The 23,387-nt window shown below is 39.3% G+C and carries 16 protein-coding genes; 2 read left to right on the top strand and 14 right to left on the bottom strand.

Translation table 11 applies throughout. From position 1 onward, the window contains the following. Positions 1–4: 4 nt before the first annotated feature. The 12 genes from BK580_RS02225 to BK580_RS02165 form a co-directional block, all read right to left on the bottom strand. Positions 5–1,387 (bottom strand): glycoside hydrolase family 1 protein, encoded by a 1,383-nt coding sequence (locus BK580_RS02225; protein WP_328589087.1) that lies wholly within the window; start codon positions 1,385–1,387, stop codon positions 5–7. A 279-nt stretch (positions 1,388–1,666) separates the two neighbouring features. Continuing rightward, positions 1,667–2,401 carry a transposase gene (locus BK580_RS02220; protein WP_235863980.1) on the bottom strand — a complete coding sequence of 245 codons (735 nt, stop codon included), beginning with the start codon at positions 2,399–2,401 and terminating at the stop codon, positions 1,667–1,669. A gap of 349 nt (positions 2,402–2,750) precedes the next feature. Continuing rightward, a complete protein-coding gene (locus BK580_RS02215; protein WP_139364823.1) occupies positions 2,751–5,423 on the bottom strand; it encodes an endo-beta-N-acetylglucosaminidase in 2,673 nt (890 codons plus the stop codon). A 362-nt stretch (positions 5,424–5,785) separates the two neighbouring features. Next, a complete protein-coding gene (locus BK580_RS02205; RefSeq protein ID WP_078378752.1) occupies positions 5,786–6,649 on the bottom strand; it encodes an ROK family protein in 864 nt (287 codons plus the stop codon). 78 nt (positions 6,650–6,727) lie between these two features. Beyond that, positions 6,728–7,729 carry a zinc-dependent alcohol dehydrogenase family protein gene (locus BK580_RS02200; protein ID WP_078378751.1) on the bottom strand — a complete coding sequence of 334 codons (1,002 nt, stop codon included), beginning with the start codon at positions 7,727–7,729 and terminating at the stop codon, positions 6,728–6,730. After that, positions 7,726–10,248 carry a beta-mannosidase gene (locus BK580_RS02195; RefSeq protein WP_078378750.1) on the bottom strand — a complete coding sequence of 841 codons (2,523 nt, stop codon included), beginning with the start codon at positions 10,246–10,248 and terminating at the stop codon, positions 7,726–7,728. The genes BK580_RS02200 and BK580_RS02195 overlap by 4 nt, the downstream gene beginning before the upstream one ends. Positions 10,249–10,350: 102 nt before the next feature. Beyond that, positions 10,351–11,412 carry a BtaManbiosPhlase gene (locus tag BK580_RS02190; RefSeq protein ID WP_078378749.1) on the bottom strand — a complete coding sequence of 354 codons (1,062 nt, stop codon included), beginning with the start codon at positions 11,410–11,412 and terminating at the stop codon, positions 10,351–10,353. Next, on the bottom strand, positions 11,409–12,380 hold the full coding sequence (locus tag BK580_RS02185) for an MTP-1 family protein (RefSeq protein ID WP_078378748.1): 972 nt from the start codon (positions 12,378–12,380) through the stop codon (positions 11,409–11,411). Before BK580_RS02185 ends, BK580_RS02190 begins: the two co-directional genes overlap by 4 nt. Continuing rightward, entirely contained in the window at positions 12,358–13,968 is a 1,611-nt protein-coding gene (locus BK580_RS02180) for a glycoside hydrolase family 13 protein (RefSeq protein WP_078378747.1), read from the bottom strand. The genes BK580_RS02185 and BK580_RS02180 overlap by 23 nt, the downstream gene beginning before the upstream one ends. Positions 13,969–13,994: 26 nt before the next feature. Further along, the gene (locus BK580_RS02175) at positions 13,995–14,825 is read right to left on the bottom strand and encodes a carbohydrate ABC transporter permease (protein ID WP_078378746.1); all 831 of its coding nucleotides are present in this window, start codon (positions 14,823–14,825) and stop codon (positions 13,995–13,997) included. Then, entirely contained in the window at positions 14,812–15,690 is an 879-nt protein-coding gene (locus BK580_RS02170) for a carbohydrate ABC transporter permease (protein WP_078378745.1), read from the bottom strand. The genes BK580_RS02175 and BK580_RS02170 overlap by 14 nt, the downstream gene beginning before the upstream one ends. Beyond that, positions 15,690–17,012, bottom strand: a complete 1,323-nt coding sequence (locus tag BK580_RS02165; protein ID WP_139364822.1) for an ABC transporter substrate-binding protein — start codon at positions 17,010–17,012, stop codon at positions 15,690–15,692. Before BK580_RS02165 ends, BK580_RS02170 begins: the two co-directional genes overlap by 1 nt. 455 nt (positions 17,013–17,467) lie before the next feature. Between BK580_RS02165 and BK580_RS02160 the strand changes: the two genes are divergently transcribed. Both BK580_RS02160 and BK580_RS02155 read left to right on the top strand, forming a co-directional pair. Then, positions 17,468–18,484: a substrate-binding domain-containing protein gene (locus tag BK580_RS02160; protein WP_078378744.1), complete on the top strand. Its 1,017-nt coding sequence runs from the start codon at positions 17,468–17,470 to the stop codon at positions 18,482–18,484. Between the two features lie 16 nt (positions 18,485–18,500). After that, a complete protein-coding gene (locus BK580_RS02155) occupies positions 18,501–19,004 on the top strand; it encodes an AAA family ATPase (protein WP_078382606.1) in 504 nt (167 codons plus the stop codon). A gap of 51 nt (positions 19,005–19,055) precedes the next feature. Here the strand turns inward: BK580_RS02155 and BK580_RS02150 are convergent, their stop codons facing one another. Continuing rightward, on the bottom strand, positions 19,056–21,008 hold the full coding sequence (locus BK580_RS02150) for a PTS fructose transporter subunit IIABC (RefSeq protein ID WP_078378743.1): 1,953 nt from the start codon (positions 21,006–21,008) through the stop codon (positions 19,056–19,058). A gap of 318 nt (positions 21,009–21,326) precedes the next feature. Beyond that, complete coding sequence (locus tag BK580_RS02145) at positions 21,327–23,255, bottom strand: BglG family transcription antiterminator (RefSeq protein WP_078378742.1); 1,929 nt, start codon at positions 23,253–23,255, stop codon at positions 21,327–21,329. Positions 23,256–23,387 lie beyond the last annotated feature (132 nt).

Raw genomic sequence — 23,387 nt, 5'->3', positions numbered from 1 at the left:
CCCATCACCATTTTTCAGGAAGAGTATTTCCTTTTGCTAATTCGTAAAACCAAGACGCGCTTTTCTTTTTATGACGCTCCATTGTCTCTAGATCGAGCCTTACTAAGCCGTATCGGTTTTTATATTCATTTAACCAAGACCAATTATCGATAAAGGTCCATACATGATAGCCATAACAATTAGACCCTTCCGCTATGCCTTTTTGAAGCCAACGAAGATGATCAGTCATGAACTCAATTCGATAGTCATCCTGTACTTCTCCCAAGCTATCAATAAATTGCTCTTCTCCCTCCACTCCAATGCCATTTTCAGCGACATACCAAGGAATATTCGAGTAATTATTTCGGATATTAATCGCGATATCGTACAAGCCTTTCTCATAAATCTCCCAGCCGCGATGTGGATTCATTTTTGCCTCTGGCCATTGGTACGGTATAAAATATTTCTGTAATACATCTTGGTTAGAGGCCTTATCACCTGCTTGCACTCTTCTAGGCTGGTAGTAATTAACCCCTAGAAAATCCACAGTATATTGCTTCATTAACGCAAAATCTTCATCCTCATAATGAAGCTCGATTTGTTCATTTTCGATAAACTGCTTTAGTTCACTTGGATAGGTGCCATGAACCGCTGGATCTAAAAAGCTCCTGTTAAAAAGGACATCTGCCCATTTAGCCGCCTCTTGATCTGCAGGATTTTCACTGCGAGGATAGCTAGGTGTTAAATTTAAAATAATCCCAATTTTCCCTTTATTCTGGTTCTCTTTAAAAACTTTCACCGCATAAACATGGGCAAGCATCGTATGAAAACCTGCTTGAAAAGCTCTTTTTATATCAACTACTGCTGGTAAATGCTTATCGTTTAAAAAACCCATCTCAATCGGCACAATCGGTTCGTTGAAGGTTACCCACTCTTCTACAAGATCACCGAAATAGTCAAACGCCGTTTTCGCATAAAAAGCAAACTCATGAATGATATCTCGATTTTCCCAGCCACCCTTTTCATGAAAATGATACGGCATATCAAAATGAAAGAGGTTAATGATTGGCTTCACTCCGTTTTCTTTTAACCTAGTGAACACATCACGATAAAAGGTCACAGCCTTCTCATTGACATGTTTTCCATCAGGCAATAATCTCGCCCAAGAGATGGACGTTCGATAAGAGTTAAAGCCAAGCTCCTTCATTGTTTGAATATCTTCTTTATATCGAAAGTAAAAATTAGACACATCCCTTGGCCCAATCTGTTGATAAAATTTATCTGGCTCTGTTTCAAACCAATGATCCCACACTGTTTTCACTTTTCCATCGATATCAGCTGCTCCCTCAAGCTGTGGCCCAGAAGATGCAGCCCCCCATAAAAAACCCTTCGGAAATTCATTCATTATGTAAGTCCTCCTCCATCTTTAGAAATCGCTTACATTTACTCTATCTCTATCATATAAAGAAAAAAAAGGACTTGGAACAGATTAGTCCCAAGTCCTTTAATAAACGCATGAAAACTTTAAAAATGACACTAAATTAAAATCCATAAACCTCAAACTCAAATAGATGCCACGGGGACAGTCCCCGTGGCTCTCTTGCTTGGCAAGTTACCAGAGGGACTGTCCCCTTGGTAACCCCCCTTGGTAACCCTTGGTAACGTGGTAACGGGTAACGGGCACCACTCATGCCTTTGTAATCACACCCCTACTTATACCAGTTAGTCTTGCAATTTGTCTCATAGATAACCCTTGTTGCTTTAACTCTCTTAAGTATTGATCCCGACCATCTTTCTTTTGTATTTTCTGAAGATCAATGCAATACGTAACAGGACAAATACTTTTAATGATAGCTCTAGCTTCTTGATCGGATGTCCTCCTTCTTCTTTCATAGGCCTCCAAGAAATCCCCCTCACTCTTTTTCTGGTGAAATTCAATAAATTTAAATAATGCTTTCTCTCGATCCTTATCAAAGATATCTAGAATAAAATCTCTATCTACCAACTTACATTTGTTCATGTATTCCGAATAGCTACTCCATTTATACTGAGATATCTCCTTTACTAGTCCAGCTGCAGTCGGATTTTGATGGATATATCTAAGTACATTTAATAAATACGGCACATCCTCTACTGCTTTACTTTTAAATCTCCCCTGAAATAAATGACCACTACGATCGTATTTCAAATTGTACCAATAAACAAAGCGAGCCCCTATGCGCCTCATCGTCACTCCCCATTCTTCTTCCCCCTCCTTAATAAGAAGATGAACATGGTTTCCCATAAGACAATATCCCCAAATTTCATATCCGCATTTTTCTTGATACGATTGAAGGATTCTCAAGAAAAAATAGGCATCCTCCGGTTCTTCAAATATCGTCTGCCGATTGATTCCTCTAAATATCAAGTGATAAGTATTCATCCTACTTTTTTTCCTCGCTTCTCTTGGCAAAAGCATCATCCTTTTCGAGCCAGAGAGGTGACAGTGCCAGGGGGACTGTCCCTCTGGTCTAATTTAGTGAGTAAATATTACTTTGAAACTAAACATAGAAATGGGCATGTTCATGCAGATACAAAACAGAGGTTTTAAGTGGTTTATTACATGAGGGACTTGCTTTCTTATATGTTATCAAAAATAAAACATTATTAATAGTCAGAAAAATCATTTTGTTTAAGGGCAATAAGAGAACCGTGGGGACAGTCCCCGCGGCTCTCTTGCTTGGCAAGTTACCAAAGGGACTGTCCCCCTGGAAACTAAAAATGACACTAAACTAAAACCCATAAACCTCAAACTCAAATATCCTTGTCGCCTGATCTCCACCTTGGGTTGGTTGCTGAATAGCTAAGCGCACATACCTTGCTTCTGTTAACGGGATGGTATGTTCACTGATTGCATCGGTATTGTTGGTAACTGTTACAGCTGGTTCCCATACCTCTCCATCCTGGCTTACCTCGATGGTAAATGCTCTTGTATTAAACGCTGCAGGCTCTCCCCCTGCTTCGGCATGCTTTAACACAAAGCTAGAAAGCTGATACGCTTCACCCAAATCAATTTGTAGCCAGCTATTCGCTCCAATTGCGCACCATTTACTATTATCTGTTACTTTTCCATCTATCGCATATTGCGGTGCTTCACTCGGTCCACATTGCCCACTAGCTGTAGCTGCTTTATTTAAGGCGATATTGGATATATTACTCGCATCCTCTGAGATAGTAATAAAGCCTTCTCTTAGAAGAATATCTTGTCCTTCACTATTTTTGGCAATTAGCTTCACGGAATATATACCCTCTTCTTCATACGTAACAACAGGGTTTAGCTCCTTACTAGTTGAAGGTGTTGCCCCTTCGAAATGCCACTCCACCGTTTCCGTCGCTTCAGAGGACTGATTAAAGAATTGAATTTCCTCACCAGGTGCAGCAATAGACTTGCTCACTGAAAAATCAGCCTTCGGTTTTGGATAAGCAGGCCAGTTAAACGTTACGGTTTGTCCAGTCTTACTTCTTTCTAGTTGATGATTGACAGAAACAACTTCAAGCTTTGTTGAACGCTCTTTTTGGTCTCTTCTCAGTTCAGAAATGTAATAAACATTATTAGGAATCGCACCAACAAATTCCTTTTTACCTTTTCCTAAATGGCGATAAATTTCATAATGCTTCACATTTTCTACAACATCCCACTTTAATGCTATATCCGCATATAACCCCTCATCAAAACTAATATCTTGCACCTTTACATTGGAAGGTTTTTTAGGAGACTTTTTATCACTATGTTTACTTGTAACTTTTAGCTCTCCAATATGCATGCTGTAGTCTTCAATTAATTTATCACTCTCAAAAAATAACGAAATAGTAGCGATATTTTTACCCTTGTATTTCTTTAGCTTAACGCTTTCTGTCGTCCATTCCCCTCGACTTTTTTTCTTCAAATCAAAAAATTCAAAGGAAGTTGGGTCGTCCATAAAGCTAACTCCTAATTTCATGTTGGGATTTTTATCGGAGTTTTTATACGTCACGTGTACTTCTGTGTCTTTATCAATTGGCAGATTCGTTTTATAAAGCTTCACATGAGTCGCATTTTTCTTAGAAAGATCACCTGAAACCTTTAGCGAACTACCGCCATAATAGGCTTCCTCCCAGTCGAAATCGACATTTAGTGCCTCGCCTTTACTTTCTACTAACCAACGCCATGTCGGCAGAATATCTTGCAAACTACGATTATTCCAAGAGTTAGTGGACTTTACTTGTCCGTCAATAGTAAAGAATTTTCCACTACCTGTATTGAAATTCGTGACGAATGGGAGCTGATTGATGACAGTGGTCTCGGTAAAATAGTGAGCCATCCCTTTCCAGCTTTCGGGATTCTCATTCGTTTTACTCGGATTCCCGGCAGCCCCTACCCACAATTGCTGTTCTTTTTTATAAAAATCATCCATGTTATCGGTAGATTTAAATGCCCAATCTGGACGATAAATTCCTAATGATGTATACGGAGAACCATTTTTAGGGAATAAATTGTCCCAGCTCACGTTGGTACTTGTTCCCTCAGCCTCTATATCGATCCCCGCATATAAATCGTATGGATCTCTATTAATCTCTAATGCTTTTTGGTGGGAACTTTCTTGACTATTATTCCACCACCAAAAGTTCAAAAACATGCTGTCAGCAACACGAGTTTCCCCATCTTGTAAGAACATTTTATTGCGGTCTGTTAAGTAGTTTTGCCAACGAATACTACCGTCCTCAACCATTGAGTCATACCACATAATGTGCATACCTTCTGGCTTGTTATCTTGTAAGTAGATGAGAAATTGCTGCATTTTCTCCGCAGTTTCCCTTGTTCCACCTTCTGTTTCCTGGTTAATGAACCAACCATCAAATCCATAATAATTTGCTACTTCAAGCAATTTATCAGCAGCAGGAAACGAGCCATCATCACGCTGCGACAGCATTTGATCGACCCAAGCATCCTGTCCCCCATAAACTTTTGGTGGGAAAAATACATTCCCTAAAATAGGGACCCCATTTTTATGGGAAGCATCAATGACATCTGCACTTGGTGGTGTAATAATCCCTTCACCAGCAGAGCCTGCCCAATACACCATAATATCTACGTATTGCCAATAGCTAAATGTATTAGCAAAAAAGTTACTTCCACCTTGAGAAGGAACCCCACTAGTATTAGAATTCAAGGCTGATAATGCAACAATTTTCGCCTCCGATTGTTGCGTATCATTTATGTTAAAAAGGACTTCTCTTTCCACAAGTGGAACAGAGCTTCTATTAAACTCGGCGTGCGGGTCAGTCTCTGGGCTCCAATTCAATAAAGCTTCTGGATACCAATAAGAAGATTCCGGTTGTGCTGCAAAACCGTTACTGGGATTCATACAAATAAGTAAAACAGCTAAAATAAAAAGAGACAATACATTACGTTTCTTCTTCAACATGCTTTCCTCCCTACTTTTTAGTGACCATGAGTGACCATGGGGACAGTCCCCGTGGCTCTACTATACCGCCAAACTATGTATCTTCCCCACCCGCCTTTCTATTTCATAAAGTCGAATAGTATCTCAGGAGTTTAAATGAAGCGCTTTCAAAAAATAACAAAATCTTTCGAAAATAACACCCCTCAGATGAACAAAACATATATGATGCAATATGTCGTGTCAATTATCCTTTGGGAAGTACTATATTTTTTGCATAAATACTTTAGTTTCTACATTAAAAAAGAGAGCCACGGGGACAGACCCCGCGGCTCTCTTGCTTGGCAAGTTACCAGAGGGACTGTCCCCATGGTACTACCATGGTACTACGAGGAGTGACTGGCACCTAAAGCAAGCATTAATGCACCAGTGATTCCCGCGTTATCGCCTAATTTTGGGCTTACAATATAATTGGTGAGTTCGGGTAAGGTTACGTATTTATTTAGTAGTTCTGGAAGGTATTTGTTGATAGCAGTAAATACTTGTTTTTGTTTCATTACCCCTCCGCCAAGGATGATTTTTTGGGGAGATAGGATTAAGATATATTGCATTAGTGCTTGTGCAAGATAGTAACCTTCTAAATCCCAAACCTCTACCCTATCTACAAGTTGGTCGCCCTTAGCTCCCCAACGGGCTTCGATTGCGGGGCCCGAAGCAAGTCCTTCTAAGCAATCATGATGATAAGGACACTTTCCAGCATACGTATCATTTGGATGTCTCCTTACTAGGATATGTCCCATTTCTGGATGTGAAAGACCCTGAAGCAAGTTTCCTTGTACAATCGCACCTGCTCCAATGCCTGTACCAACGGTGATATACAAGCAACTGTCCAACCCTTTAGCAGCGCCAAAAGTTGTCTCTCCCAACGCGGCTGCATTTACATCTGTATTGAAACCAACCGGCACATTAAATGCAGCTTTTAGCTCTTGTACGATTGGAAAATCACTCCAACCTGGTTTAGGTGTTGATGTAATATATCCATACTTCGCACTTTCCTCGTTTACCTCAATAGGACCAAATGAACCGACTCCAATAGCCTTAATCGGGAATTTAATGAAAAATTCTTTTACCAGGCTCATGGTTTCCTTTGGGGTTGTGGTAGGAATTTGAATTTTTTCTATTATCTTTCCTGATTCGTCTCCTACAGCACAAACAAATTTAGTACCTCCAGCTTCAATCGCACCTAGCATGCACATCTTCCTCCTTATATTTCAATTTCACTTCGCTAGTAAGGAGCCTAGTAATCCAGTAAAAGTCATGAAATTGTTCTAAGCTCTCGAATGATTAATAATCGCTTTTGAAACGTTGAGAGCAGGGAAGTGTGAGATTACCTTCGGAAGTTCCTCGAGTGTAAATCGATGTGATATTAGTGATTCGACATCGATTACTTTTTTCGAAATTAGTGCTATCGCTTCATCGTGCGTAAATGGATTCACAAAGGATCCCTTGATGGTAAGCTCCTTTAAAAAAATTTCATATGGTGAAACAGAGATTACAGTTTCTGGAGCAGCGACACCAAAGAGTAACACTTGTCCGCCCTTTGCTGCTGATTTAATCGCAAGTTCCATACTCTCTTCCCTTCCGACGCATTCTATCACAACATCCGCTACTAGATTTGCAGCAAATTTCGGTTGAATCACCTCATCAGCACCTAATTTATATAGAGCCTCTCGCTTATTTTCAGCTGGCTCACTTACAATGATAGAATGTACATTTTGTTGTTTCACTAATTGTAGAAATAACTGTCCGATAAAACCACCGCCAATAATCAACACTTTACTTAATGGTGAGAATTGTAACTTTCTCATACCGTGTAGAACACAGCCTAAAGGCTCCACGAGTGCCGCTTCTTCAAAAGTCATGTCATCTGGAATTTTGTAACAATTTGATTCTGGTACTAAACAAAGTTCACCCATGCCACCATCTCTTGTTACCCCAACAGCTTGAAGGTGATTACACAAATGCATTCGGTTGCTACGGCAATATTCACATGTCCCGCAGTAAATATTAGGATCAATTGATACCCGATCTCCTTTTTGAAGGGTTAACACTTCTGAACCTACTTCCATAACTACTCCAGCCAATTCATGGCCAAGGACAATCGGCGGTCTTACTTCAGCAGAACCTGGCTGTCCATGGTAAATATGCTGATCGGTTCCACAAATCCCACAACACTTCACCTCAACAATAACCTCTTTTGCAGATGGATGATTCGTGTTCCATTCTAGTACCTCTATATGCTTCTTACCTTGTAAAACTGCTGCTTTCATGCGATCGCTCCCTTTTCTTCAAGACTATTAATTGCCTTCACTCTTAAGGTATCCCAAGGGATTTCTTTCCCATCCGTTTGATATAATTTAACAGTTTTTCTCTCCGAAGGCAGTAAGTCAAAGAAATTATCCTCTAGCACGAGCTGCTCCATATCAATTTCAATCGTGACCATTCGAGCAAGTACATTTGTAGATACGGTCAACTCATTTTTCTCTTTATCTACCAAGAACGATAACTCACATGCCTCAAATGCTACATCTTTATGATCGCGGAAATAATAGAAATTTTCATAGGTTTTATTATTTTTCGAGCAGATAACCATTACTGCTTCATCTGGCTGTACTCCACCTAGAGCTTCTTGCTCTAACACTGTTGTCACTTGTTTTGATACATTGGCTTCAATTGAAACCTTCCACGAACTTGAGAATACTTTTTCGCCATTTAGATGATAAACAGCTAGTTCAATCTCATCTTCATATACTTCTAATCTATCATTTACAGCCCAGATAGATATATTTTTTCCAACATCATGATCAAGTGTTAGTAAAATGGGACTGAAGAACTTTTTGGCGTAATGATAGGAAGCCTTGGGAAGTAAATAATAATCAATGACAGACCAGCTTGTACCAGGCCAACAGTCATTTAACTGCCAAAACAAAGCACCACTTGTGTGCGGCTTGTTACGTCGATAATGCTCTATTCCATATTTCAATCCTTCCGCTTGTGTTAACATGGAAAATGCAATGTACTCATTTAAATCCTTCGGAACACCTGTATACCCTTGCATTAGTAAAATTCCCTTCGGATGATGGATATCTTTATTGCGATATGCCATCTCCTCACTACCCCAGAAAAATTGATCCGCTGGAATATTTCTCTCCAATGTGTAGCGATTTGAAGAAGCATGCATGCCAAATTCACTCGCGAATTTTGTGGTGTCATTTTTGAAATTTTTAAAAGAAAGACCTTCTACGCTATAATTCACTGTTTGTGGCTGACCAAATGATCTCGGCTCTATATTCCCATGCCAAACCTGCCAATTATGCGAATCTCCCTCTTCTCTTGAGTTGTGATCATTACCTCCGAATGGAGAGCTAGGCCAATACAAACGAGTATGATCGAGTTCCTCCAACAATTCAGGCATTAATTGATGGTAGATTTTTTCACCGTAAAAGGGATGGGTGATTTCTCCAGAGGAATGTAGCGCTTCATACAACCAATCATTTTCATTATTTCCACACCAAAGAGCCAAGCAAGGGTGATTCCGTAGCCTTTTTACAACATGAATAATCTCTTCTTTGACATTGGCCATGAAATTCCTGTTGTAATCTGGATAAAGTGCACAAGAAAACATGAAATCCTGCCAGACCAGAATACCAAGCCTGTTACATTCATCATAAAAGACCTCTTTTTCATAGATGCCTCCACCCCATACACGAAGCATGTTCATATTGGCATCCTTGCACATCTTAATTAAGTGCTTATAACGTGAATCCGGAGCCGCTCCGATAAAACTATCCACTGGAATCCAATTAGCACCTTTTGCAAACAGCTTTACTCCATTTAATACAAAAGTAAAACAGTGATTTCCCTCTTCATCAGCGCGTTGAACTTCCACAGTTCTAATCCCAAAATCCTCTTGCTTTTCATCTATCTTCATGCCGTCAGCAAATAATTCTACGCTTAATTGGTATAGATGAGGCGTACCTAAATCATGTGTCCACCAAAGCTTCGGGTCTTCTACTTCTAATACGGCTTTCGCTTTATTCTGATGGACCATTACACTAGTGGAAAAACTTTTGCTTCCATCCGTAAGATTAAAACGGGCCTCGTAATTCATTTCTTTTCTATATGTGACAGTCTCTACATCGACCTCAACCATTGCCTTTTCAGGAGAGATGGATATCGTTTTAGCAAAAATAGAATCCCGCTTAGAGAGCGTTCTTTTTTCTAGATGAACATCCTTCCAAATCCCAGAAGCAACTAAGCGTGGCCCCCAATCCCAGCCATAATGACTTTGAGCCTTCCTAGTCCATATTCGTTTCTTACTAAATCCAGACCAATAGTATTGAACTTTGTCCTTCACATGAACATGGACCGGATCAAACTTAACCGCTAGAACATTTTTACCCTGTTTCAACTCTCTTGCTACTTCAAACGTGTGGCTAATAAACATGTTCTCCGTAGAACCTATCTCCACCCCATTTAAATAAACCGTAGCAAACGTATCCAAGCCTTCGAAGATTAGCTCATATCTATCGTCTTTCGTCACTTCATCATTAAATTCAAAAGTGGTACGATACCACCATACCTTCTCTTCTACCCACTGACATTTCAAATCATTGTGTCCGTAAAAGGGATCTTCAATTAACTTCCGTTCAATCAGATTTGAATGAACATCACCTGGAACTGTTGCTGTCATCCAGAAATAATCAATATATTCTGGAGCTGCCACCTCTAAGTCAGGGGTAGTCCCCACATCAAAATGTTTGATTTTCCAGTTATCATTTATTTTCATCGCAACGTCATCCACCTTTTAAAACTGTTTTCCCTAAACCTATATTTCTATAAAAAAGGCCAAAATCAGTCACAACGATTTTGGCTTTTATTTTCCTTATATTTATAGATAAGTCATAGAATCTAAGATTTCTTTTAGGCTTAATTCAGCGCAGGCCATGGATGTGTCTGCTACACCGTAAAACATCTTGACTACATCCTCTTCAACAATAGCTCCGCATGAAAATACCACATTCCCAAAGAAACCTTCTACTTCATATTCTGCTTCTGGCTCTAGAATAGGTTGATCAGAGCGAGCAATCACTTTTGTCGGATCCTCTAAATCTAGCAGCACTGCTCCCATGCAATATCGGTGATCTGTAGTTGCACCATGGTAAAGCTCTAGCCAACCTTTTTCGGTCTTAATCGGTACAGCGCCCCCGCCCATGCGTCCGCTATCCCACATACCTTCTCGTAATCCTAGTAAATGCTTGTGATTCCCCCAATGTAGGAGGTTTGTTGATTCTGCAATCCAAATTTCTGGTGCACCAGTACTTTTTGGGACAGGTCGATGAAGTGCATAATATTTCCCATTAATTTTTTCTGGGAAGATAAGCACGTCTTTGTTTTCAGGTGCGAAGATCATGCCATGATGCTCTGTTGTCACAAAATCCTTCGTAGATACCATAGATTCCCCAACCCCAACTGGTGAAACAGCACTGAAATAAATGTAATAAGTATCTTCAATTTGCGTAATACGCGGGTCTTCTATCCCAAAGGTTTCTAATTCATTTGAAGGGTACACAAATGGGTTTTCATCAATAGTAAACTGATGGCCATCCTTGCTTCTTGCAATTCGTAAATACGATAAAGAAGTTAAATACTTAAACCCCTTTTGATCACCAGCAACTCGGATAACACGAGGATCAGCAAAATCATAAATTGGATCATCTAAACGAAATTCTAAAATCTCTAATTCGTTGGTTTCTGGCTTATAAATAGGAGCTTTTACGATATTTGAATCTTCACTGAGCGGACGTTCCGCAACACGTAGAAGCATAATAATCTCATTATTATATTTTGCAATTCCGGCATTAAACGCACCAATTACTTCAAAATCAGGTCGATGAGGCTTTACATCAAAAGGAGTGACTACTGGATTTTCTTCATATCTATAAACGTTCATTCTGTTATCTCCTCTTCCAAGTTAGTTCTTTCATATTTTATAAACGGATCTTCTATTGTAATTTTTTGTGCTTCAGCATCGCTAATACCAGCGTATAGAACTGCTTTGCCATCCATTTTTCGAAGTAGCCCACCACTGAATACGACATCCACTAAGTCAGGTCGCTTTGAGGGACCAGGGAGAAACTGATTTCTTGTTGCAATTAACTCCATATCAGTGAAGTTCCCTGTTTCAGGATTAAGCGCAAAAACCATTGGATAGTAGTGGCGATTACCTTCCGTATCAAAGGAGGCAACATGTCCTAACACCCCTACAAGGCCATTTGCTAACAGATGGGGCTCATTCGCTCCACCCCATTCTTCTTCTATGAACTGGCCTTCAAGTATAGGCGCTTCATTGACCACATCAACCGTAAGCTCTGATAACGAGGAAATTCGGGTCCAACCAATTTTTCCTCTTCCACCTTTTTCCCCTTGGGGTCTTGTTAACACTCCTATACTGCCATCCTTCAATTCAATTAAACGAAGATCTTTCATCCCATCAGGACCTTTCGCAAACTCCTGTAAGTCTGAAATCGATTCCCCTTTATAAAAAACCGTTCTCCAGCCAAGTTGTCCTTCATTAGTTGGATGAGGGAAAATTTGAACTCCTCCTAATACAAGTTCTCCTGCTATTCGAGTAAAAAATGGATCCTGTAATTCAAGAACAGGAGCACCCTCTCTTGGCAACCACTCACCGTTTCTCTCTACAAAAAAGAATACATTAGAATGTTCACTGTCACGGGATTCTACACGGCCGGCAATTACAAGTTCTCCGTTATCCTCAAACGGCGCACTTATGTTATAGACGTCTTTTTCCCCTGAACCAGAGAAGACAATTTTTTCAGGATTACTCGTTTTATTCTTCAACGTAAACTCAGCTAAAAGCTGTTCACATGTTTGCGTATTACCCTTCCTTAATAAGGTCATTACTTATATCCCCCTTTAGGATTATTGCTTCATTTGCTAATACTGTAAGCACATTCTTCCCCTCAAAGCTCGTTCGCTTTGTCGATAGTAGGAGTTTCATCCCCTCTTCAACCTTAAGCGATACTGCTTGTTCTGAAAAATTCAGTGCAACAACAATTTTTTCAGCTTGGTTTGTCCGTACGAAATAAATCATTCCATCTTTAAACCTTAATAATTTGTAATTACCTACTTGTAAAGCTACGTGTTTCTTCCTAAGCTTCAGCAGACTTTTATAAAAGGAAAGCATCGAAGCCGGATTGTCCAACTGTTCTTCTACCGTAACTTGGTTTGCATTCTTTGGAATCGTGATCCACGGCTTTCCATCAGTGAAACCGACATTAGCTTGTGCATTCCATTGCATCGGTGTACGAGATTTATCTCTTGATTTTTCATTTGCGGATAAAAGTGCTTCTTCATGGGACTTACCCGCTTGTAATGCGAGTTGATAACCCATTATTCCCTGTACGTCTTTCATTTTCGAAATATCATCCGTTATCCAATCTCGCATTCCAATTTCATCTCCAAAATAGAGGAATGGAACGCCTTTAGCCATCAGCATCAAAGTTGCAATAAGCTTTGCCCGTCCCTTATCTCCACCGAATCTTGAAATATGACGTGACATATCATGGCTAGAAAAGAACAGAGTAGGAACTTGTTCTTTGTTATAAGCATCTTCAGTAGCAGTTAATTGCTGGAACAGCGTCTTGGCATCAAATTCTCCGATACTTCCGATATTAAAATTAAAAACTACATCTAACATACGAAGCCCGGAATATTGCTTAAGTATTTCTAAATCCTCAGAACCGACTTCTCCTACAAGAAATTTATCCGGATACTGATGGACAAAATCAGCAATTTCCGAAATTACCGATAAGATGCCTTCTTGGTCTTTATCGAATAAATGGGTTTGTTCCCCGTTTTCATACGGGTTATCACTAAACAAATCATTGACTTTTAAAAAATTAATGACATCTAACCGAAAGCCATCGACACCCTTTTCAAGCCAAAATTTCATTACATCAAACATGGCACATTTTACTTCTGGATTAGCCCAATTTAAATCGACCTGTTCCTTAGCAAAAGCATGATAATAATATTGATTCGTTGTTTTATCATATTCCCAGGCAGTACCCCCAAAAAAGGACTCCCAATTGTTCGGCTTGTCTCTCCAGATGTACCAATCACGCTTCGGGTTATCCTTTGAAGATTTTGATTGTTGGAACCATGGATGCTCAGAAGATGTGTGGTTCAAGACCAAATCCGCAATCACTCGAAGATCACGCTTATGGGCCTCTCGAATAAACAACTCAAAATCCTCCATCTTTCCGTAGTCAGAATCAATAGCATAATAATTTGAAATGTCATAGCCGTTATCAACCTTTGGAGATGGATAAAACGGAGTAAGCCATATTCCACCAACTCCAAGGCCTTTTAAATAATCTAGTTTAGAGATTATCCCTGAAAAATCACCAATACCATCCCCATTACTATCCTTAAAGCTTGGCATATATATTTCATAAAATGTCGAGCCTTTCCACCATTTAACCATTGGTTACGAACTCCAATCTCGGAAAACTATTTGAGTGAAAATTGCATACCTTCTTGGAATTTCTTCGCAAAAAATAAGAAGATAATAATAATCGGAAGCGTTAATAATACAGATGCTGCGTACATTGGTCCTGGGTATCCGCCATAAGGGCCGAACATTTGAGATAATAGTACATTCAGCGTCAGCATGTCATCACTATTTACCACTAACATATCCCATAACAATTCCGTCCATCTTTCCATAAATAAGAATAGGAAGATAACAGTCGTAATGGACTTTGACATCGGCAATACGATTTTATACATAATTTGAAAATCTGACGCTCCGTCTAACCTCGCTGATTCAATAAAGGTATCCGGTATTGCCTTGAAGAAGTTTGTATACATAAATATTGCCCATAAGCTCAGAGCTTTTGGTAGGATCATTCCCCAATATGTGTCATACAGTCCCATTCTTTGAATGATAAGGAATGTAGGGATTAATAAAATAATCGCTGGGAAAAACATTTGAAATAATATAAAGTTATTAACCGTATCTTTTCCTTTAAATGGCATTTTCGCCAACGAATAGGCAACCATAATCCCTGTAAGCATCATTAAAAAGGTGGATGCACCAGAAACGATAAAGCTGTTAACAAAAGCATTAATCCATGGCCTTGGGATAAGTGCTTCTCCTCCACCTAACAGCCATTCATACGATTTCAAGCTGTAAGCGGTTGGAATTAGCTTTTTATCTACTTGATCCCAATCAGCAAATGAATTTAGCACCATATAAATATATGGAAAGATCATGATTAATAAGAGAACAACGGCAATTAGGTAACGAAACAATAATTTGCTTTTCTTAGCTCCACCCATTTCGTTTCCCCCACATTTCTAAGAGTTTTCGGATGATATAAATTGAAATAAATGTAACGACAGAAGCAATGATAGCTATTGCTGAAGCGTAACCAGCTTGAAGATTCGTAAATGCTCTTGTGAAAATCTCCATCTGCCACGTATTGGTAGCAAAATTCGGTCCACCACCAGTTAACTGGTATACCTCGGTAAAAATCCCAAATGTAACACCAATTGATAAAATTAATACAGTAAATAACGCTGGGTAAAGTAACGGAAAAGTAATCTGCCAAAATCGCTGCCAAGGTGTCACTCCATCTATGGTCGCGGCTTCATATACTTCCTTACTGATGCTTTCAAAACCTGATGTTAGAATTAGCGCATAATACCCAGTGAACTTCCATGCGATAATCATAGCAACGACAAAAAGAGCTGCAAACGGTGTTCCTAGCCAATCAATATCCAAACCAAGGGAGCCACGCAAGAACTCATTTATCGGGCTGTTGTATGATAAAATCCCTTTTACAATCAGGGAAGAAACAACTCCTGATGCTAAATATGGCAGGAAAAAACCTATTAGAAACAAACCCTTAAATCTAGGTAATCCTTGTACGATTAAAGCGACAATAGTCGATAATGCAATTACTAAAGGAATGAATACAATCATAAATTTAAAAGTTACAAAGAATGCACTTTGTACACCCGGGCTTTGGATAGCCTGAATGTAATTTTCAAAACCAACAAACGTAAAGGTTGGTGCGATTAGATTCCAGTCCGTTACCGATAAAAACAGCGACCAAACTAATGGAACGAGAAAGAAAAGGATGCCATATATAAGATAAGGACTGGCAAATAGCCAGCCCAACCTTTCTTGCTTTGTGCTCATTATTTAAGAGCCCCCTCAATCGCTTCTTGCATATCCTTCCATCCAGTTTTCGGATCTTTCTCTCCTTTTACAACTGGGTTGAAAGCATGTTGGCCAATAAAGGTTTGAATATCATTGTATTTTGAATTATCCATTGGTGGAATACCATTTGGTACTGCTGCTGCATATGGCTGTAATGCAGGATTATTGTCAAAGAACGCTTTAAAAGTATCGTTCGTTGTTAAATCATCACGCGCAGGTGGTAAGCTTGTTCTTTCAAGCCATTTCAAGTCATTATCAGGGTTCGCATACACCCATTTAATGAACTCCATCGCTGCATTTTGTTGTGCTTCCGTTGCAGAAGCGTAAACCACTAAACCTTTTGTATCAGCAAATGTGTTAACATTTTCCGTATCCATGCCATCTGGAACCGGCGGTACAGCTAATGCATAAGTTTCATTAAATTTCATTTCAGGGAATTTATCTTCCCAGTATGGAATTGTCCAAGGTCCAACATCGACAAAGATTCCTAATCCGCTTTCAAATGGATCTTTGGATTCCCTTGTTAATAATGCCTTTTCCTTACGAAGATCATCCATTAGTCCAAGTACTTGTTCTCCAGCTTTTTGATCTCCCGTAAATTCCGTTCCTTCTACAAACTTGTTACCGCTTGATGCTGCATCATACAGCATGAAGAAATCGAACCATCTTTTCCAAGCTGTTGGATCTGCCAAATCTGCCTTTGCCCATAAGTATTTGTCTGGATATTTAGCTTTTAATTTCTTCGCTACATCAAGCATTTCACTATATGTTTTTGGTGGTTCATTGTAGCCAAGCTCATTTAAAATATCCAATCTCCAACCAAATAGCATAGCATTAGAGTAAATTGGTAATACATATTGATGACCGTCAGCAAATTCCCAACCTTCCATCGTGTTTTCCATGTTACGACTTTGTTTTACTTCTTCCCAGCCCTCTAGCTCATCTAAAGGTACAAGTGCTTTGCTTTCAGATAATTGAGCTGCGAAACCACGGTTAATATTTTCAGAAATTGTAGGTGCACTTCCACCAGCAATCGCAGATTGGATACCTGCTTCTGATGTTGGACTTTCTTTCATCGGACTAACATTAACTTTGATGTCAGGATTTTCTTTCGAAAACTCTTCCGCTATTTCTTTCCAATACACCTGTTGAGTTGGGTTTGGAGCAGCCCAGAATTCAATGGTTGTTACTCCATCCTTAGTATCAGTCGTTTGCTCCTTGTTACCAGTAGAACAAGCCGCAAGACTAGAAACAGTAAGGGAAGCTGCAAATAAGATTGATGCTGCTTTTTTCAATTTCATCTTATAATCCTCCAATGTTTAATATCTAATTTAACTTAATAAAAGTAGTAATCCTTAAACTATACAACTATTTCATTTGTCCCAACTAAGCATACCCACTTGATGATAGCGCTATCATTGAGTTTTTAAAAAAAGTATAATATTTGTATTCTCTGTTTTAAAATATTGGTTTTTAACTAACCTCCAATCTTAAACATGAATACATACCATTACAACATTACAAAAATAAACTAATAACGTTATTTATTACCTTACAAATGTAATTATTACACCTTACAAAAGTAAAGTCAAACATTATTTCGCTAGAATCGGAATTTTCAAAATTAGATATTATACTCAACACAAACACACTATTGTACTTTTTAATTTGTAACGTTACAATATAATTACAAAACAAGGACAAACGACATTTTTTAAATAAACCATTTAATTAAAGTTTGAGGGAGAAAATGAATATGGAAAAGAAAGTAACAATGCAAGATATAGCAGATCGGTTAACTATCTCGAAAAACTCTGTTTCTCAAGCTTTGTCGGGTAAGCCTGGGGTTAGCGAGGAAACAAGGAGACTTGTACAAAACACAGCCGATGAATTAGGTTATTCCTATTCTAATAGCCGAAGCCAAAAACAAGCAGATAAAAAACAGTCTGGAAACATCGCATTAATCGCATCAGATTATGCTTTCTCGCTAACTAGCTTTTTTGGAGAAATCTATTTAACCGTTGAAAAAGAGCTTAGGAACCGTGGGATGAACTTGTTAATTGAATCGATTGATCATGAAACTAAAGAGAAATTAACGCTTCCTTCTTTATTAACAAATCACGAAATTGATGGGATATTAATCTTATCTCACATTAGTACGGAATATATATCAAAGGTTATTAATACAGGGATTCCTACCGTTTTAATCGACCATCATGATCCATCTCTAGAAGCTGATTCTATCCTCACTAATAACCGATTCGGTGCATTTACTGCTGTGGAACATTTAATCCAATTAGGTCATAAGGAAATAGCTTTCGTTGGAGATGTGGACATTTCCCCCAGCTACCAAGAGAGATTAGAAGGTTATTTACTAGCTTTGAAAAAATACGAACTCAAACCTGTGGATGACTTTATGAAGACAAATGTCCAGGAAAATCAAGCTGAAATTAGTTCACTATTAAATAATCTTCAAAACCGACCTACAGCATGGTTTTGTGTAAATGATGGACTAGGTTTTCTTGTAACTTCTTTATTGCAGCAAAAGGGAATAAAAGTACCAGAAGATGTATCCGTATGTAGCTTTGACAATGGGCAATTATCTCAAATTTCCACTCCTACCATTACGACAATGGATATTGATTTAAATTATTTTGGTAAAAGAGGCGTTGAACAACTATGTTGGCGAATGGAAAATAAAGATCACCCGATCCAGGAGATTTTATTGCCTACGAAGTTAATTGTAAGAGAGTCGACTAGTGAAAGAAAGTAGGGGTAGTGGGATTATCATGAATACAATATATATCATTTCTGGACCTTGTGGGGTCGGTAAATCTACACTTTCAAAGGAACTAGCACGGAGCATTAAGAAAAGCGCCCTCATCAAAGGCGATGACTTTCTTTCTATGTATGAGGATGGGTCTGAGCCACCATGGGAAGAGAAGATAACAATCATGTGGAAGAACATCCTATCTCTCACTCAAACTTTTATTCAGCATGATTTTCATGTAATTATCGATACAGTAGTAGAAAATGAGTTAGAGTGGTTCTGTAAACATTTTTCCTATTTAAATATCAAGATCAAATACATCGTTTTACGGGCGGATGCAAACATCTTAATCGAACGTTTGAATAAGCGAGGAGACCCCTATTTAATCGAACGTTCATTATTTTTGTTAAATCAACTTGAACATTCACCTAGTAATGAAAAGCATCTATTCGACACTAGCCATAAACAACCAGCTGAAATACTAAATGAAATAATAGCTGGATCTGAATTTGAAATTTTGTGAGAAAAGTAGCCAAGGGGACTGTCCCCTTGGCTCCCTGGCTACTTTTTCTCCCTAACGTATCTCACCCAACAATCTAAACGCTTCTTCTCTCGTACTAACCTTCAACAATGCTTCTCTAAAGTCTTCGTCCATTAATTTGCGTGAAAGCATTTGTAGTATTTTGAGGTGGGCGTCTCCTGCAGCTTGTTTTGGTACAGCAATCATGAAAATGAGTTTTGCCGAAGATCTGTCTAAGCTTTTCCAGTCTACACCTTCTCGCTTAATTCCGAACACTACTGTTGGTCGCTTTACTGCATCTGACTTTCCATGTGGGATTGCGATGTTCATCCCAAGACCAGTAGAGCTTTCCCCTTCACGATTTAGGATCGCTTGTTTAAACTCTTGTTTAGAGTTTAATACTCCTGCTGAATCTAGTTTTGTAATAAGCTCATCGATTACTTCATCTCTAGTCGCACCAGTTAATTTTGTTTCCATTAAATCAACCGTTGTGATATCCGTTAACTTCGTAATTTCTTCTTTGGTTGTTTCATCTTCTATTTTCGTAGTATCTTGAATAGTGCTTGTCGCTTCCGGTACTACCCTTACATCAGTTCCCACAGCAACCGGTGCTGCTTCGACATCTTTTTTCAAAACAGTGACTAATAACGCTGTCACGACAGATCCAATAATAGCAGCTACAAAGAACATGAAGACATTATCCACTGCACCTAACACCGCAACGATTGGACCACCGTGAGCTACTCTGTCGCCTACACTTGCTAGCATGGCAATTACCGAACCTGTCATTGAACCAACAACAATACTTGGGATAACACGTAATGGGTCTTGTGCTGCAAATGGAATAGCTCCTTCTGTAATACCGAATAACCCCATGGTAAAGGATGCTTTTCCAGCTTCTCTCTCTGATTGACGGAATTTACGTTTGTTGATAAAAGTTGCAAGTCCTAATCCAATTGGAGGTATACAGATTGCAACAGCGATTGGTCCCATGATAGCGTAATTTCCTTCTGCAATCATGGCAGAACCGAATAAAAAGGCTACTTTATTAAATGGACCACCCATGTCGACTGCGATCATAGCTCCAAGTATCATCGCTAAGAAGATAGAGCTTCCACCTTGCATTCCAGCAAGCCAAGCAGTTAATGTTTCAAACACTTGTGCAACTGGTGCACCAATGACGAAAATGAATAATAGTCCAACAATGACGGATGAGAAAATTGGAATGAAAATAATCGGCATTACCGGCTGAACAGCCTTTGGAACCTTTATTTTCTTAATCGCTAATGCCACATAACCTGCTAAGAAACCAGCGATTATCCCCCCGATAAAACCAGCACCAGCTTCACTTCCGTAAAAGCTACCATTTGCTGCTATGAATCCACCGATCATACCTGGTACAAGTCCAGGACGGTCAGCAATACTAACCGCAATAAATCCAGCTAATATAGGAACCATGAACATGAATGCTGTGCCACCAAGACTTTCTACCTGCTTCCAGATGGAATCGTCTGGGATAACAATTCCGCCTGGCGTTTGAACACCACCAAGGGTTAACGCGAGCGCTATTAGTAATCCCCCTACGACGATGAAAGGTACCATATAGGAAACCCCACTCATTAAGTGCTTATAGATAGGATTTTCTTTTTGCTTACTACTTTTTGAAGTACTCGCTGCAGCTGAATCAGCCTTATAAACAGGAACATCTCCATTTTGAATACGTTTGATTAATTCTTCCGGCTTACGTATTCCGTCTTGAACACCAGTTACAATAACTTTTTTACCAGCGAAACGTTCTTTCGAAACTTCTTTGTCCGCTGCAATGATGATGCCATCTGCCTCGGCGATGTCTTGTTCGGTTAATCCATTTTCTACCCCTATCGAGCCTTGTGTTTCTACTTTTATTTCGACGCCTAATGCTTCGGCGGCTTTTTGTAAATTTTCAGCAGCCATGTAAGTATGTGCAATACCTACCGGGCAAGCAGTAACTGCTAATATCTTTGCCATAAAATAAATCCTCCTAACTACTTAGTAAACGCTTTCTTCTTTTATCATAAGCTATCCTGGTGTCCCTATTATTATTTTCTTTTACCGGAAGTTACGGTAAAAATTGATTATTAGATTCTTCTGTCAAACACCGCTGTTGATTTCCGCACTAGGCTACGCTTTCCGCGGGGTCTCCACAAAACGCTATCTCCCGCAGGAGTCTTCGCCTTGTGCTCCAATCAACAGCTAGGTACATAAAAAATTTACTTGGTACTCTAACAGAGCCAATAATCAAAAAAGAGCAGGCTAGCTATAGCTTAGCTGCCCACTCGTAATGTATTACCCTTTTTTAGTTAAAACTTGCATAAAGTCTTGGAAATTCTTCTTAGCTAGTAAGTCTTGTACGATGAATGGTGACTCACTTAGACTAGCGATTTGTCCGATAATCGCTCGCATGTTTTGGTGATTTTCTTTCGAGATAGCTAGCATGAGAACAATGGATACTAGCTCATTCCCCCATTCGATTGGCTCCTTCATCATCGCAACGGCAATCATAGACTTTTGAATCATCGCAGGATTCCCGTGAGGAATTGCAACTCTTCCACCAATCGCTGTGGCAGATGACCTTTCTCTGCTAACTGCACTATGGATAAACTCCTTATCCACATAGCCCTTTTGATAAAGAGCCATCGCAAGCATTTCGACGACTTGATAGCGGTGTTCTTTTTCCACTTCGAAAAAGAGAAATTCCTCGTGAAGAAAGGTAGTAAGATGATCTAGATTATAAGATTCCGACTTTTTTTGTTGAAGCTCCTCAAGAAAATAATTCAGTTGCTTTTTATCGTGTTGACTAAAAAGTGGCGAAACGACTATATGTTCCTGCTTTACTTTTTCAAGAGGAACGGTTGAGATAATAAAATCCACCTCATGCTGTTTCACATAGTCCGGAATCTCCGCTTTCCCAATACAGCCTACTACATCAATTTCTTGATATTGCTGCTCTATTTTTGCTTCTAGAAGATGCGACATTCCAATCCCCATATGACACACAATAAGCGCTTTCTTTTTTGCACTGCTTTTACTTTCCAATCTTTCAATCGAGGCTTGAAAATGAAGTACGATATAGGCCGCCTCATCCTCTGGAATGTCGATATGAAAAGTTGAATTTATTTCTTCAAGCGTCAAAATCGCCATATTAAACATGTATGGATACATTTTTTTAATATTAGGAAGTAACGGGTTTCTAATAGGAAACCCATACTGGATTCGATGGATAACGGAATGCATATGGATAGCAAGTCCCTTAATTAAAATCGTATCCGTTTGGAAAGGAAATAACGTTAATTTTTCTAGCTTACTAACAAGCAACTTTACGATGTCTGTTTCCGCAACTTCATACTTGAGCTCCTGCTCCACAGATTCTTCCGTTTTTTTGGCGCTAATGAGATGCCAAGTGAAATAAGCTCGTTCCTCACTTGGAAAATTCATCTGAAAGGCCTTTGTCATCTGGTCAAAGAACCAACCTGCGTAGGTATATTCCTTCCGTTCACTTGCTTTTGCTTGTTCGGCGGCATGTACAAATACCGGGGACTTCTGCCTTGTTCGTTTGATCATAATGAGTGCATGAACAAGCAGGCTTTCTAGTGCATCATCGGTAAAGGAAATTGTATATTCCCGCTGCATCTCGACAAGCGCTTTTCTGACTGCTGCAATTTCATACGGCAAAAATAAATCCAGCACATAATTTCTTTCAGCTGGTATTGTGCGTGTAAGGTCCGATAAATGTGCCAATGCATTCCGTTTTTTCAGCTCGGAGCCTTGAATCACATTACCTAGTCGTGGTTTTGAGATTAACTGAAGCTCAAAGCGTTCTAGCCATCCCGAAATCAGGTCCATATCTTTTTTGATTGCGATTTTTTGCACATAGTAACGGTCTGCAAAATCCTGGAGTGTAATTGGTTTATAGCTCGTTAAAAGATGAAAGGCTATTTCAATCAACCGCTCCTCTGTCGTCTTCGTTTCAGAAGATAAAAGCGTTTGAAAAATAGCTTCACGATCTTCTTCGTCAATCTGTATGTTAATGCCAATGCCTGGCTTGCGCGAAAGGACAGCACTCGGATAGTGATCGAGCGTTTCCTCCAAGCGATCTAAATCATTTCTTACCGTCTTCTCCGCACAATCCAGCCGTTCTGACAAATCCTTTATTTGTAATGCTCCATTCTCATGAAGGAGTAATATGCGCAATAATTCTTTTTGTCTACTATTCATTCTTTACACCCGTTCCATAGCTAACTTATATGCTTATCATAACCTAAATAACGGGGAGAAGAAAACAGTGGTAGCCAAGGGGACAGTCCCCGTGGCTACCTTTTCGACAAATTTCGAGTGGTGACAGGCACC

Source organism: Sutcliffiella halmapala (assembly GCF_002019665.1).
Lineage (GTDB): Bacteria > Bacillota > Bacilli > Bacillales > Bacillaceae_I > Sutcliffiella_A > Sutcliffiella_A halmapala.
This window is presented reverse-complemented; position numbering and strand designations above follow the sequence as displayed.

Excerpts from the sequence above, each read along its gene's own strand:
- BK580_RS02215 (WP_139364823.1), bottom strand. The coding sequence starts at position 5,423 with ATGTTGAAGAAGAAACGTAATGTATTGTCTCTTTTTATTTTAGCTGTT.
- BK580_RS02205 (WP_078378752.1), bottom strand. The coding sequence starts at position 6,649 with ATGCTAGGTGCGATTGAAGCTGGAGGTACTAAATTTGTTTGTGCTGTA.
- BK580_RS02220 (WP_235863980.1), bottom strand. The coding sequence starts at position 2,401 with ATGAATACTTATCACTTGATATTTAGAGGAATCAATCGGCAGACGATA.
- BK580_RS02195 (WP_078378750.1), bottom strand. The coding sequence starts at position 10,248 with ATGAAAATAAATGATAACTGGAAAATCAAACATTTTGATGTGGGGACT.
- BK580_RS02165 (WP_139364822.1), bottom strand. The coding sequence starts at position 17,012 with ATGAAATTGAAAAAAGCAGCATCAATCTTATTTGCAGCTTCCCTTACT.
- BK580_RS02155 (WP_078382606.1), top strand. The coding sequence starts at position 18,501 with ATGAATACAATATATATCATTTCTGGACCTTGTGGGGTCGGTAAATCT.
- BK580_RS02175 (WP_078378746.1), bottom strand. The coding sequence starts at position 14,825 with ATGGGTGGAGCTAAGAAAAGCAAATTATTGTTTCGTTACCTAATTGCC.
- BK580_RS02200 (WP_078378751.1), bottom strand. The coding sequence starts at position 7,729 with ATGAAAGCAGCAGTTTTACAAGGTAAGAAGCATATAGAGGTACTAGAA.
- BK580_RS02180 (WP_078378747.1), bottom strand. The coding sequence starts at position 13,968 with ATGGTTAAATGGTGGAAAGGCTCGACATTTTATGAAATATATATGCCA.
- BK580_RS02150 (WP_078378743.1), bottom strand. The coding sequence starts at position 21,008 with ATGGCAAAGATATTAGCAGTTACTGCTTGCCCGGTAGGTATTGCACAT.
- BK580_RS02145 (WP_078378742.1), bottom strand. The coding sequence starts at position 23,255 with ATGAATAGTAGACAAAAAGAATTATTGCGCATATTACTCCTTCATGAG.
- BK580_RS02160 (WP_078378744.1), top strand. The coding sequence starts at position 17,468 with ATGGAAAAGAAAGTAACAATGCAAGATATAGCAGATCGGTTAACTATC.
- BK580_RS02190 (WP_078378749.1), bottom strand. The coding sequence starts at position 11,412 with ATGAACGTTTATAGATATGAAGAAAATCCAGTAGTCACTCCTTTTGAT.
- BK580_RS02170 (WP_078378745.1), bottom strand. The coding sequence starts at position 15,690 with ATGAGCACAAAGCAAGAAAGGTTGGGCTGGCTATTTGCCAGTCCTTAT.
- BK580_RS02185 (WP_078378748.1), bottom strand. The coding sequence starts at position 12,380 with ATGACCTTATTAAGGAAGGGTAATACGCAAACATGTGAACAGCTTTTA.